General features: G+C 68.0%; 11 protein-coding genes. 3 read left to right on the plus strand and 8 right to left on the minus strand.

Features of this window, described 5'->3' with window-relative positions; translation table 11 throughout:
• The first annotated feature begins 125 nt into the window (after positions 1–125).
• Together ABD104_RS12920 and ABD104_RS12925 are read left to right on the plus strand one after the other, a co-directional pair.
• Complete coding sequence (locus tag ABD104_RS12920; RefSeq protein ID WP_087841156.1) at positions 126–1,085, plus strand: LysR family transcriptional regulator; 960 nt, start codon at positions 126–128, stop codon at positions 1,083–1,085.
• 165 nt (positions 1,086–1,250) lie between these two features.
• Complete coding sequence (locus ABD104_RS12925; RefSeq protein WP_343927634.1) at positions 1,251–1,943, plus strand: phytanoyl-CoA dioxygenase family protein; 693 nt, start codon at positions 1,251–1,253, stop codon at positions 1,941–1,943.
• 10 nt (positions 1,944–1,953) lie between these two features.
• Here the strand turns inward: ABD104_RS12925 and ABD104_RS12930 are convergent, their stop codons facing one another.
• The 6 genes from ABD104_RS12930 to ABD104_RS12955 all read right to left on the minus strand — a co-directional run bounded on the left by ABD104_RS12930 (position 1,954) and on the right by ABD104_RS12955 (position 9,074).
• Positions 1,954–2,940: a Bug family tripartite tricarboxylate transporter substrate binding protein gene (locus ABD104_RS12930; protein WP_132980337.1), complete on the minus strand. Its 987-nt coding sequence runs from the start codon at positions 2,938–2,940 to the stop codon at positions 1,954–1,956.
• Between the two features lie 23 nt (positions 2,941–2,963).
• A complete protein-coding gene (locus ABD104_RS12935) occupies positions 2,964–4,343 on the minus strand; it encodes an FAD-dependent oxidoreductase (protein WP_343927635.1) in 1,380 nt (459 codons plus the stop codon).
• Between the two features lie 18 nt (positions 4,344–4,361).
• Entirely contained in the window at positions 4,362–5,780 is a 1,419-nt protein-coding gene (locus ABD104_RS12940) for an FAD-dependent oxidoreductase (protein WP_343927636.1), read from the minus strand.
• An 18-nt stretch (positions 5,781–5,798) separates the two neighbouring features.
• Positions 5,799–6,764, minus strand: a complete 966-nt coding sequence (locus ABD104_RS12945) for a Bug family tripartite tricarboxylate transporter substrate binding protein (protein ID WP_176400840.1) — start codon at positions 6,762–6,764, stop codon at positions 5,799–5,801.
• A 19-nt stretch (positions 6,765–6,783) separates the two neighbouring features.
• On the minus strand, positions 6,784–8,133 hold the full coding sequence (locus ABD104_RS12950) for an FAD-dependent oxidoreductase (protein WP_343927637.1): 1,350 nt from the start codon (positions 8,131–8,133) through the stop codon (positions 6,784–6,786).
• An 86-nt stretch (positions 8,134–8,219) separates the two neighbouring features.
• Positions 8,220–9,074, minus strand: a complete 855-nt coding sequence (locus tag ABD104_RS12955; RefSeq protein WP_343927638.1) for an IclR family transcriptional regulator — start codon at positions 9,072–9,074, stop codon at positions 8,220–8,222.
• A 77-nt stretch (positions 9,075–9,151) separates the two neighbouring features.
• Here ABD104_RS12955 and ABD104_RS12960 point away from each other — a divergent pair, with 77 nt between their 5' ends.
• Positions 9,152–10,516, plus strand: coding sequence for a 3-deoxy-D-arabino-heptulosonate 7-phosphate synthase (locus tag ABD104_RS12960; protein ID WP_343927639.1), 1,365 nt, complete (start codon positions 9,152–9,154; stop codon positions 10,514–10,516).
• 21 nt (positions 10,517–10,537) lie between these two features.
• Here ABD104_RS12960 and ABD104_RS12965 read toward each other — a convergent pair whose 3' ends face one another.
• Positions 10,538–11,494 carry a tripartite tricarboxylate transporter substrate binding protein gene (locus ABD104_RS12965; protein WP_087841165.1) on the minus strand — a complete coding sequence of 319 codons (957 nt, stop codon included), beginning with the start codon at positions 11,492–11,494 and terminating at the stop codon, positions 10,538–10,540.
• Between the two features lie 9 nt (positions 11,495–11,503).
• Positions 11,504–12,316 carry an amidohydrolase family protein gene (locus ABD104_RS12970; RefSeq protein ID WP_338618718.1) on the minus strand — a complete coding sequence of 271 codons (813 nt, stop codon included), beginning with the start codon at positions 12,314–12,316 and terminating at the stop codon, positions 11,504–11,506.
• Positions 12,317–12,423: the final 107 nt, after the last annotated feature.

The raw sequence follows: 12,423 nt of genomic DNA on the forward strand, positions 1-12,423 counted from the left end.
CTCCTTTTCGCACTATTGAAGCCATGGATTGTCGAACCTGGCTCTAATTTGCACCAGACGCCTGGACTGCAATTCTTGATTGCGCCAGACGCCATACCTGGAAGGTTTTCGATTATGCTGGGCGCATGACACGCGTCGACCTCAACCTCCTTCCCGCGCTGGATGCATTGCTGAGTGAACGTAGCGTCACGGGGGCCGCCCGGCGACTGAAGCTCAGTGTTTCTGCAACGAGCCGTACGCTCACTCGCCTGCGCGCGGTTACGGGCGATCGCCTGTTGCTGCAGGCTGGGCGCACGCTGGTGCTCACGCCATATGCAGAACAGCTGAGCCAGCGTCTCTCGGCGCTGACCCGCGAAGTAGAGGGGGTACTGAGTCGTACCGAGCATCAGTTCGACATTGCCTCCCTGGAACAACGCTTCACCCTGCGAGTGGGTGAAGGCTTTATCGACCTGCTTGGCGCGGCTTTGATGGACCGGATCCGCCGCACGGCACCCGGTGTGCAGCTTCGCTTCGCCCCCAAGCCGGACTGGAATGCTCAACCGCTAAGGGAAGGCGCGATTGATCTGGAGATCGGCATCGTCAAAACTTCGGCACCCGAGGTACGTACGCGTTTGCTCTTCCGCGATCGCTATGTCGGCGTGTGCCGCATCGGCCATCCGCTTCTGAGTGAACGGAGCATCAGCGTGGAACAATGGGCCGCATACGACCATGTGATGACTTCACGTACCGGCGAAGCGGAAAGTTCGATTGACGCAGCCGTTGAACCGCCGAATGGGCGGCGGAAGGTGCGGATAGTGGTGCCGTCTTATACGAGCGCCATGCAGCTGGCTCGTCATTCGGACTTGCTGGCCGTTGTCCCGCATTCATGCGTCGGCAACTCCTTTGTGCCGGATTACGCGGCGGCCAATGGCTTACAGTGCTTCGAACTGCCCGTGCCCATACCCGCTTTCAATATCTCGGCAATCTGGCATCCGCGCCTCGATCACGATCCGGCTCATTGCTGGTTTCGTGCCGAAGTGCTGGATCTCTGCCTGGAGGCTTATCCGCGAAATCTGCCTCAAGCTTCGCCGCCACTCCATCGCTAGTGTGGTCCACGCCAGTTGCGCGGCCAGCGGTCTGGGCGGAGGGCGATGCCATGTGTATCCTCGAAGCAGTCGAATAGACAGTGCATGGCCACAGGGCGGTACGCCGCTTTACCTGCATCGAGTGGCGGGAATGCGGACGTCGGTTCCTCCAAGGAATTCTTGCCAATGAAAACTGCTCAAGCCGATTGCTTCGCCGATCAAGGCTACGTCCGGTTGGAGGGCTTTCATCCGCGCAAGCGGATGATGGCGGTCCGGCAGAAGCTGCTTGATGAACTCAAACGCGTGTTAGAGGGAAAGGGCATGCCTGCTTCGGTGCGCGGTCTGCCTGTCTTCCAGCAGATCGGCAAGCTGTCTTCGCTGGTCAGGCTGCCCGGCCTGCATGAATCGCTGGTTACGCGGGAATTGCTGGCCGAGGTGACGCGACTGGCCGGACGAGCGCCGAACCTGGTCCAGGATGTCGAACTGCTGCTGTCGCCGCCCCGTCAAGGCGACTGGACGCTGCAAGGTTTGAGCTGGCATGTGGACGTGGCGGCGAAGCCGCCAGGCCGCTTGCCGGGGATACAGGCATTCTTCCTGCTCGACGACGTGGCCAGCGGTGGTGGGGGAACGCTGGCACTGGCGGGCTCCCATCGTGTCGATATGCGGCCGGATGTGTCGTCATCCCGGTTGCGCCGGATATTGAGGACGGCGGAGGATCTGGAGCGCCAGCTTGACGACCTGGGGATCGGGATCGTCGAGATGTCCGGGCGCGCAGGCGATGTCTTTCTCATGGACATGCGCCTGCTGCACACCCCGTCGATCAATTCGACGCAGCAGGTGCGAATGATGGCGACATCTCGCTGCTTCGTCGATACCTGATGCCGTGCGCCTACTCGATCTTGATATTGGCTTTCTGGATCACCTCGCCCCAGAGCCGATAGTCGTCCTTGATCATCTTCTCGAACGCGGCAGGCGGTCCGCCGAGCTTCTCGGCTCCCAGCGCCGCCAGCCGCTGCTTGAATTCCGGCGTCTCCATCACCTGGTTGATGGCCTGATTCAGTTTGGCGACGATGTTGTCCGGGGTGCCGGTACGCGCCACGATGCCGAACCACGAGTACAGCTCAAACCCCTTGATTCCCTGTTCATCCAGCGTGGGAACATCAGGAAATTGAGGCGACCGCTTCAACGCCGTCACGCCCAGCGACCGCAATCGCCCCGACTTCAGCAGCGGCTGCACCGAAAACTCGATATCGAAGTGGACAGGCACGTCTCCCGCCACCAGCGCGACGTTGGCCGGCGCCGAACCCCGGTAGGGGATGTGCTGCATCTCCACCCCGGTAACCTGCTTGAACCGCTCCGCGCCCAGGTGCGGCATGGTGCCTGAACCGCCCGAGCCGTAGTTCATCCGTCCGCCTTCGCGCCTGGCCAGGGCGATCAGGTCCTGGATGCCCTTGCCCGGAAAGTCCGGCGCCACGGCCACCTGGTGCGGGCTGCGGAAGACGCCGACCACGGCGCGGAAGTCGCGCACGGGTTCGAAGTTCATGGAGGGGTAGAGCCACTTGCCGGTGGAGATGACGTTGCTGGCCATCAGCAGGGTGTGGCCGTCGGCGGGTTGGCCCAGCACGAATTCGCTGCCGACGATGGCGCCCGCGCCGGGCTTGTTTTCCACGACGACGGGTTGCCCCAGTTCCTTGCCCAGGCCTTCGGCGATGGACCGCGCGGTGGTGTCCGAGGGGCCGCCGGCGGGGAAGGGCACGATGAGCCGGATGGGCTTGCTGGGATAGTCCTGCGCAGCCAGCGCGGGGAAGGCGCCGCCGGCCGTGGTGGCCGTCAGCAAGGCCGTGGCCAGTATCTTGCGTCGCACGATGTTCTGCATGGTTGTCTCCTTCTTCAATCGATTCAGGCGGGGCGTGCCTGGACCGCGTTTTCATCGGCGGCGGCTACCGCCTCGTCGGCCGAGATCAAGGCGCCCTGGCTTCGCAGCACCTGGCGCAGCGTGTCGACGGCCGGGTTTTCCAGCGTGGCCTGGCCGCTGGCCGCGAGGGCGGCGTAGGCGCCGGCGGCATGGCCCAGGCACATGGCGGTGCCCATGTGGCGGGCACCGCCGTTGGCCTCGCGCGTGGCGGAGATGGCCCGGCCGGTCACGACGATGCCTTCGATGGACTGGGGCAGCAGGCAGGCGAGGGGGATCTCGAACGGCGCGGGCGGCATCCACAGGTCGACGCCGGTGCCGCCGGCTTCGTGCAGGTCCATGGGTCCGGCGCCCAGGGCGACGGCGTCGGCAAAGCGCTTGCCGCCGACGATGTCTTCGGTCGTCAGGGTGTGTCGCCCGACGATGCGGCGCGTTTCGCGTATGCCTACGCGTTCGGCGATGCCGGCGAGCACGGATTTCTCGAAGCCCGGAACGTTTTCGCGCAGGAAGGGCACGATGGTCTTGATCTGCTGCCGTCCTACTTGCTCGGCCCGCGTCAGCTGCGCGCCGTCCAGGGCGTCGATGCCGTGGATGCGGCTCATCAGGCAGATGGCGTCGGTGTCGCCGGGCGTGCTGCAGAAGGACAGGCTTTCCCAGGCCAATTGGCCGCGCCGCAGGCCGTCCAGGGCGATGGCGCGCTTGCGTTCGCGCGGGATGGCGCGGAAGGCGCGCACGTCCACGTTGGACATGCGGAACACCAGGGTCAGGGGCTGGCGCTTGTCGCGCAGTTCTGGCTCTTCGCCCACGTACGGGACGCCGGCCGCGGCGGCGATGACGGCATCGCCGGTGGCATCGACCAGCATGCGCGAGCGCAGGGCGCGCCGGCCGGAGACGTTTTCCAGCAACAGGCCGGCCACGCGGCCGTCTTCCATCAGCGGCCCGACGACGCGCGAGTGCAGGAGCACGTCCACGCCGGCTTCGCGCGCCATGTCGTCGGCCACGATCTTGACGACCTCGGGGTTGAAGGGGAAGTTGATGATGGTGACGGGGTTGGCGCTGGCCTCGGCCAGGGTGTAGCGGCGAAAGCCGTCGCTGCCGCCGGCCGCCTCGATGCGCCGGGTGAGTTCGAAGCCTATGCCGCCCACGCAGCGCACGGTGCCGTTGAAGAGGCCGATGTATTGGGCGACCATGCCGGATGTGGCGGTACCGCCCAGGCAGCCGGCGCGTTCGACCAGCGCCACGCGGGCGCCGCCGCGGGCCGCCGCGACCGCGGCGATCAGGCCGGAAGCGCCGCCGCCCGCGACGATGACGTCGTAATGGTCGAGTACGGGCGTGTTCAGGGTTTCGGCAATGACCGAAGCATTCATGTCGTGTCTCCTTGCGGATCAGAAGGGCAGCGGCTCGGTCCAGCGGAGCTGCTTGGGGCTTATGCCTTCGCGGATGGCGCGCGCGGCGGCATGGCCGGCCACTTCGCCGGTCTGGCAGCACCAGGGGAAATTGCGCATGACCATGAAGATGGTCTCGAAGGTGAAGGACAGCGAGGCGCCGGTCAGCAGCAGGTTGTCGACTTCCTTGGGCAGGAAGCAGCGGTAGGGCACCTCGAAGGTGTATTTCGCGTACTGGTCCCAGAAGAAGGTCTTGGTCATGGGACGCGTCACGGCGTCGGGGAAGCGTCGCTCTTCCCGCGCGTCGTCGATGGAGAAGACGTATTCGCCGATGGGGTGGCGGCCATCCCGCACGCCCACGTAGCGGCCGACATGGGAGATGAAGGCGTCCTGGAAGCCCGGCGCGTATTTGCGCAGGAAGGCGGCCTCGGCATCGATCAGCCGGCGCAGTTCGCGCTTGGCGCGGAAGGCGTGCTCGGCATCGTCGTCCATGTGCAGCGCCCATTCGTAGGGCACGTTCTGCCACAGGATGAAGGTGCCCGGGCCCTGGATGGGGCTCATGTCGACGGTCGGATGGCCGATGTAGTGATCGCCGTAGACGCCCTGGTCGGCCAGGCGTGGACGATACAGTTCGGGCGGGATGTCGCCGGCCGCGCGGGCCGCGTTGATCAGCTTGCTCAGGGCCGGATCGTTTTCGCGCTTCTGGTAGGCGGCGGTCTGCGCGAAATCGATGCCGCTCATGATCCACAGCAGGCCGCCGGGTATGGGGCGCGCCTGGGCGTCCGTGGTCACGGTCTCGGGCTGGCGTCCGCCGCCGCGCACGTAGGGGGCGCCGGCGCGCGCCACGACTTCGGCGGTGCCGCTGCCTTCCACGAAGACTCGGCCGCGGATGGCCTGACGACCTTGAACGGTTTCGATGATGGCGTGGGTAATGCGGCGTTGCCCGCCGTCGGGCTGCATCTCGACGTCCACGAAGGCGGCGCCGTAGATGGCGTGCACGCCGGCCTCGTCCAGCATGCGCAGCATGATGTTGCCGGCGGCATCCGGATTGAAGGAGGCGCGGCGGAAGGGCGAGCCCGGCTCCAGGTAGTAGTCGTAGTGGGACAGCGCATTGCCGGCCCAGTCGGGCAGTTCCTTCTCGGTGGCGGTGTAGATGGCGCCTGCCGCCGCGAAGCGCTCCATCAGCTCGGTATGGATGCCGCCTACGCCCGTGTTGGCGGCGCCCTGGAGCCCCGAGGTATGGACGCCGCCGGGCATGTCGAATTTCTCGACGATGATCACGCTGCAACCCTCGCGGCGCGCGCGTAGCGCCGCCGCGAAGCCGCCCGGCCCCGCGCCGATGACGACGACGTCCGCTTCCCCGATGACCGGCACGCCCCGGGCGGTGCGGCCCAGGGGCTGGATGCTACTGCTGTTCAACTCACATTCTCCCTATCGCTATTCGGCGGTGATCTTGTTGTCGACGATCACCGGTTTCCAGCGCGCCAGTTCTTCCTGCATGAAGGCCTTGAATTGCGCGGGCGTGCCCGGCGCGGGCTCCATCAGTTGCTGGCGCAGCAGTTCGACTACCTGGGGCTGGCGCAGCACCTCGCCGATCGCGGCGCTGATGCGTCCGGCCAGCGCGGCGGGCATGCCGCCGGGTGCGACGAACCCCATCCAGGCGCTGCCGACGATGTCCGGGTAGAACTCGCGCAAGGCCGGCACCTCGGGCAGCAGCGCTGCGCGCTCGGCGGTGGAGACCGCGATCGGCACTACCTTGTCGCCGCGCACCTGGGCCATGGTGGCCTGTGCGGGCAGGCAGCCCATCTGCACCTCGTTGGTCATCACGGCGGTGGTGGCCTGCACGGCGCCGGCGTACATCACCGGAACGATCTGCGTGCCGCTCTTGTTGGCGAGCAGCGTCATGACCAGGTGGCCCAGCGAGCCGTTGCCCACGTACGAGTAGTTGTATTTGCCGGGATTCTTTTTCAGGACGTCGATGAGCTCGGGCAGCGTCTTGACGCCCAGTTCCCGGGATGCGATCAACAGGCAGGGCTGGTGCACGCCCAGCGTCAAGGGCGTGAGGTCCTTGGCCGGGTCGTAGGCCATGCGCTTGTAGAGCAGGGGGTTGTGGACCAGCGGGCCGGCGATGCTGACGCCGAAAGTGCTGCCGTCCGGGTGCGCGCGGGCGACCAGCGTGGTGCCTATCATGCCGCCGGCGCCGGGCCGGGAGTCGACGATGAAGGGCGTGCCGTACTTCTTCTGCAGGCCCTCGGCGACGACCCGCGCCACGGTATCGGTGGTCGTGCCGGCGCTGAAGGGGTTGATCACCGTGGTGGCGCGGCTGGGCCAGTCCTGGGCGGCCGCCGCGGTGGCGGTGGCCAGCAGCGCCAGGCAGGCGATGGCTTGTCGTGTTTTTTTCATGGATGTCTCCGGGGAAATCTCAGGCGGGCGGGTTCTGGCGGACGACCTGTTCGCGGCGGAAAAGCGCATGGTCCTGCGCCAGGCGGTGCTGCACTTGCGAGACCGGCACGTCCGAGGGAGGGCGGCTGCCGGCCGCGGCGATGGCGCCCAACGTGCCGACCGCCTGCCCCATCGCCATGGAGGTCGCCATGTGGCGCGCGCCGGCCATGGCCTCGCGGGTCGCGCTCAAGGTGCGGCCGCACACCAGCAGGCCCTCCACGCCTGCGGGCAGCAGCGTGCGCAGCGGTATCTCGAAGGGTTGGGGCGGCGCATACAGGCGGATGCCGGTGCCGCCCGGCTGGTGGCGGTCCATGGGGCCGGCGCCCAGGGCGATGGAGTCCTCGAAGCCGCGAGCCTGCATGATGTCTTCTTCGCTGAGCGTGTATCGCCCTTCGATGCGGCGCGTCTCGCGCACGCCCACGCGTTCGGCGACATCGGCCAGGATGGCGTGCTCGAAGCCGGGGATCTCGCGCCGCAGGAATCCCACGATGCTGGCGATCTGCCGGCGGCCTTCCTGCTCGGCGCGCGACGCGTCGCGGGCATCCAGCGCATCGATGTCCTGGATGCGGCTCATCAGGCAGATGGCGTCGGTGCCGCCGGGCGTGCTGACGAAGGACAGGCTTTCCCAGAACAGTTCGCCGCGCCGCAAGCCATCCAGTACCCGGGCACGGCGTTCGTCGGAAGGCACCGCCCGGAAGCGCGCCACGTCCACGTTCGACAGGCGGAAGGACAGGGTGCAGGGCTGGCGCTCGCCGCCATCGTCCTGGAACGGGACGCCCGCGCTGGCGCATACCAGCGCATCGCCGGAGGCATCCACCACCACCGGCGCGAGCAGGGCCAGGCGTCCCTGCACGGACTCGACCGTCACACCGCTGATGGCGCCGTCCCGTACCAGTGCGCGCGCGAAGCTCGTGTGCAGCAGTACCTCCGCGCCCGCTTCGCTGACGGCGCCGTCCAGCACCCATTTGACCGTCTCGGGGTTGAAGGGCAGCACGCGCAGCGGGAACGGCGTGCCGGCTGCCTCGCCCATCACGTAGCGGTGGAAGCCGTCCGAGCCGCCGGCGGCCTGCACGCGCTCGGCCAGCTCGAACGGGATGCCGCCTACCACGCGCGTTTCGCCGTGGAAGAAGGCGACCCATTGCGCCACGAGATTGGCGGTGGCGGCGCCGCCCAGGCAGCCTCCGCGCTCGACCAGCAGCGTGCGCGCGCCGGTGCGCGCCGCGGCGATGGCGGCCACGGTGCCGGAGGCGCCGCCGCCGACGACGATGACGTCATAGCGGCCCGCGACGGGCGTGTTCAGGGTTTCCTGGATGGTGTCGGATGGCGGCATGCATGTCTCCCGGGCGCCCTGTGCGGGTGCCTCCTGTCATGCCGTGCAGTGTTGCGCTCAGCGCCGCTTGCCGCCAGACGGTGTTCTCATATGTGAACACTTTTCGTTTCGATGGGCCTGGGCCGATCCGTGGCCGCGGCGATTTCCGCGGCGGCGGCGCGCAGGGCAAGCTCCAGCTTCCGCTTGCGTGCGTCGTCCAGCCGGCTGGCCGGAAGCGCAAGGCCCAAGGCCGCGAGCGCGCGGCCGTGTACGTCCAGGATGGGTACGGCCAGGCCCACGATGCCGACGGTGAACTCGCTGAAGGACCAGGCCACGCCTTCTTCCCGGATCTGGTTCAACTGCCGCCGCAGGACGGTCGTGGAGCGTATGGTCTGCTCGGTGCGCGGTTGCAGCTTGACGCGCTGGAGATAGGCTTCGCGTTCGGCCGGCGGCAGCCACGCAAGCAGCACCTTGCCCGCCGAACTGGCATAGAGCGGCTGCATGACGCCCACGTGCACCGAGTACAGCACCGCGTTTGGCGATTGCGCGGAGGCGATGCGTTCGGCCATGTCGTTGCGCAGCACGCTCAGGCCGGCCGACTCCTCGGTATCGCGCATGAGCCGTTGCAGCCAGGGTTCGCTGGCGCGAAGCAGGTCGCGGTTGTGCGCGCCGCGGCGCGCGAGCGCGTAGGCGCCTTCGCCCAGCTGGAACTGCTGCGTGTCCTGCAATTGCTCGATGTAGCCCCGTTCGACAAGATTGCGCAGCAGCGCGCTCAGGCTGCTTTTCGGGACGCCGGTCCGGCGTGAGATCTCGGCATGGGTCATGGCGCGGCCGGTGCTGGCCAGCAGCTCCAGCAGGTCGAGGACGCGGTCCGCCGATTTGACGCTGGATCGGACGGGGGCGGGTTTGCCGCGCGCGGCGACGGCCACGCGGCGCGGCTTGGACGAAGGGGCGGAGTTCACCCGGGAATTGTATGGTAGGGTGCCGAAGCGGTTGCTGAACGCGAATCGAAATACCAACGTATTGGCATGACTGCCAGATGCTCGACGATTTTCTGAAAGCCGTGGTTCGCCGCTATCGCCTGCCCACGGACGCTTGTCTGCCTCCAGGCACGCGCACCGCCAACCCGTCCGCCACGCTTGCGCTGGCCATCGAGCGGGCCCGCCAAGCGATCGCGGGTGGGGGCGAGCCGGACGCGGACCTGACGCGGGTCTTCACCGGGGCGCTTGCCCGCCTGATCGGCGAAGCGATGCATCCGGAGGGCGGCGACCCGGTCATCCAGGCCATGGTGCTCAGACACCGGCATGCGCATGTGCGCGAATATGCCTCGCTATACGCGCGAGCCGGCCAGGACCGCCGGCAGGTCCGGGCGGCGGTCGATGCCGTGGCTCATCCTGCCCGATTGCAGCGCATGCCCGGTGGACCCGTGCAGCAAGCCCTGGCGCAATGGCGCACCGCCGCCTCTCGCGAGTCCTGGCGCGATCTCCGCATGGGCCTGCCGCGCCTATTGGGCATGCCGGACATCGCCAGCGACACGCCACTCCAGGCCGGCCTGGCCAGGCTGCTGGAGCATCCCGCGCTAGTCCGCCTGCAACGTCTCGATGCTTTGGCGTCGGACGAACTCGTGCGCCATTACCAGGCGCTCTGGGACGGCCATGGGCCGCGCCAGGGAAGCGCCGAGGCCGCCGCGCAAGGGGGCGTTTCGCAGAAACGTGGCAAGGCCGTCGAGGCGGCTGCCGCCCGGGCGCTCGGAGCGTTGGCCGGACGCCTGGACCGGGAGGAGGGCGCCGGAGCGGTGCACCGGGTGGTGACGTCGATGCGGGTGCCCTCATCGATACGCGCCAGCCGTGAACGCGCCAAGACCGAATGGGATGTGGTCCTGCTGCGGCGCGTGCCGGATATGGATGGTGAACCGGCCTGGAGCGTCCGCCTGCTGGTCGAAGCCAAGGCCTCCATCGAGGCTGCGACGACAGACCTGCCGCGGCTGCAGCGCGGCGTGCGTGTGCTTGCGCAGGCCGAGGCTGGCGTGGCCTATTCGTTCCAGGCCAGCGAAGGCGCGGTGCGTTTGTGCGGTTCATCGCTGCGCGAGCTGTCCGCCGACGAAGCGGGCGTGGCGCGTTCGGTGCTGTATTGCTGCGATGCGCCCGCCGAACCCACACCGCGCCTACTGGGCGCGGCCAGCCGCATGCAGCTTCTGTCGGCGCCGGCCAGCCTGGCGTTCGCCAGCGCGCTGACAGAAGGGCGCGACCCGGATCCGCGGGGGCTGGAAGCGGTCTGGAACGAGCTGCTGCATGCGCCGGGCTGGGCCGCGGTGCTGGATCAGTACCCGCGGCTGCGCCAGGTGCGCGGGCTGATGGTGCATGTGGACGACCTGATGGCTGCGATTACCGGCAAGTCGCACTGATCTTGCCGGCGGTCGCGGATCTCAGTTGATGGTGATGCCGCTCTTCTTGACCACGTCCTGCCACTTCTGGATTTCCGCGCGGCGGAAGGACTCGAGCTCGGCCGGGCTGGAGCCCACCAGTTCGGCCCCGATGCCTTCGAGCTTGGCCTTGACCTCCGGATCCTTGAGCACGTCGGCCAGCGCGGCCGACATCTGGTCGATGATGGCCTTGGGGGTGCCTGCGGGCGCGAACACGGCGTTCCATTCGTAGGACGAGAAACCCGGCACGCCGGATTCGGCGATGGTGGGAATCTGCGGCAGCACCGCCGAGCGCTTGTCGCCGCCGACCGCGATGGGGCGCAGCTTGCCGCTCTGGATGTGGGTCCACGCCGACCCCAGGCTGGCGAACATGATGGGCACCTGGCCCGACATCACGTCCACCATGGCCGGGCCGCCGCCCTTGTAGGCGACATGGACGAGCGAGGTGCCGGCCATGACGTTGAACAGTTCGCCGGCCAGGTGCTGCGCCGAGCCGGGACCGGCCGAGGCGAAGTAGGCGGGGTTGGCGGACTTGCCGTTCCGGATCAAGTCCTGCACCGAGGCGATCTTGCCTTGCGGCGAGGTCACCAGCACGTTGGGCACGCGCAGCAGCAGCGAGACGGCGTCGAAGGCCTTGAGCGTGTCGAAGCTCATCTTGCTCTGCAGCGCCGGGTTCTGCGCGTGGTTGGAGGCGTCGAGCATGAAGGTGTAGCCATCGGGGGCGGAACGGGCCGCCGCGGCACCGCCTATCATGCCGCCTGCGCCGCCCTTGTTGTCGATGATGACGGACTGGCCGAGCCTGGCCGACAGCCTGGGGCCGATGATGCGGGCCACCGTGTCCACCGTGCCGCCGGGCGGATAGGTGACGATCAGGGTGACGGGTTTCTCGGGCCAGGCGGCGTGCGCGGTGGACAAGGGCAGGGCAAGGGCCAGGGCGGCCAGGGCGGGGATGCGGATCATGGTGTCTCCTTAGAATGCAAAGCAGCGGCTCGGATTGGCCGCGAGGATGCGCAGGCGTAGATCGATGTCGTCGATCCAGTTGGCGAGTGCCTGATAGGTTTGCGCGTAGGTCACGCCGGGGTGTTGGGTATGGGGCCAGTCGCTGCCCCAGACCAGGCGCTCCGGCCCGGCATGTTCGACCAACAGGCGCGCGGCCTGGCGGGCCGCCGGCCCGTCCGGCTCGGACCAGTTGCGATAGGCGCCCGAGAGCTTGACCCAGACGCCGTCGTCGCGGGCGGCCTCGAGCAGCCACTGGAAACCGGGGTCCGCGGCGCCCGTCGCGGGCGCGGGGCGGCCGAAGTGGTCCACCACCACGCGGCATTGCGCCGCGCGCAGCGGGCCGACGATGGCGGCCAGGCGCGCCGCCTCGACATGGACTTCGACATGCCAGTCCAGCGCCCGCAGGCAGGCCAGCAGGCGGGGCCAGCCGCCGCGGTCCAGCACGGGCAGCGGCTGGCCGATCAGGTTCAGCCGGATACCGACGACGCCGCCGCGCGCCAGCCGCTCCAGTTCGTCCGGCGCCGCATGCTGGTCCACGACCGCCACGCCCCGCAGCCGGTTCGGCGCCTGGCGGATGGCGTCGAGCATGTAGCCGTTGTCCGTGCCCAGGAAGCTGGGCTGGATCAGTACGCCGGCCCGCAGCCCGTGGGCGTCCAGGTGCCCGAGATAGTCTTCCAGCAAGGCATCGGTTTCGGGCGCATAGCGCCGTCCCGGCGCCAGCGCCAGCGAACGGGCGAAGACATGGGCATGGGCGTCGATCAGCAGGGGCGCGGGGTTGGCCACGGAGGGCTCTCCAGAATCGTGTCCGGCCTGGGCGTCGTGCCGGAATCGGGCCGATTCTAGAAACGCTTGTTATATTTATCTATCCATTTTCGGATGTTTTGTTATAA

The sequence above is a fragment of the Pigmentiphaga daeguensis genome, assembly GCF_039523035.1.
GTDB classification, from domain to species: Bacteria; Pseudomonadota; Gammaproteobacteria; order Burkholderiales; family Burkholderiaceae_B; genus Pigmentiphaga; species Pigmentiphaga daeguensis.

What these genes read in the sequence shown, in the direction of transcription:
- ABD104_RS12925 (WP_343927634.1), top strand. Translation starts at nt 1,251, where the DNA reads ATGAAAACTGCTCAAGCCGATTGCTTCGCCGATCAAGGCTACGTCCGG.
- ABD104_RS12935 (WP_343927635.1), bottom strand. Translation starts at nt 4,343, where the DNA reads ATGAATGCTTCGGTCATTGCCGAAACCCTGAACACGCCCGTACTCGAC.
- ABD104_RS12920 (WP_087841156.1), top strand. Translation starts at nt 126, where the DNA reads ATGACACGCGTCGACCTCAACCTCCTTCCCGCGCTGGATGCATTGCTG.
- ABD104_RS12945 (WP_176400840.1), bottom strand. Translation starts at nt 6,764, where the DNA reads ATGAAAAAAACACGACAAGCCATCGCCTGCCTGGCGCTGCTGGCCACC.
- ABD104_RS12960 (WP_343927639.1), top strand. Translation starts at nt 9,152, where the DNA reads ATGCTCGACGATTTTCTGAAAGCCGTGGTTCGCCGCTATCGCCTGCCC.
- ABD104_RS12950 (WP_343927637.1), bottom strand. Translation starts at nt 8,133, where the DNA reads ATGCCGCCATCCGACACCATCCAGGAAACCCTGAACACGCCCGTCGCG.
- ABD104_RS12965 (WP_087841165.1), bottom strand. Translation starts at nt 11,494, where the DNA reads ATGATCCGCATCCCCGCCCTGGCCGCCCTGGCCCTTGCCCTGCCCTTG.
- ABD104_RS12930 (WP_132980337.1), bottom strand. Translation starts at nt 2,940, where the DNA reads ATGCAGAACATCGTGCGACGCAAGATACTGGCCACGGCCTTGCTGACG.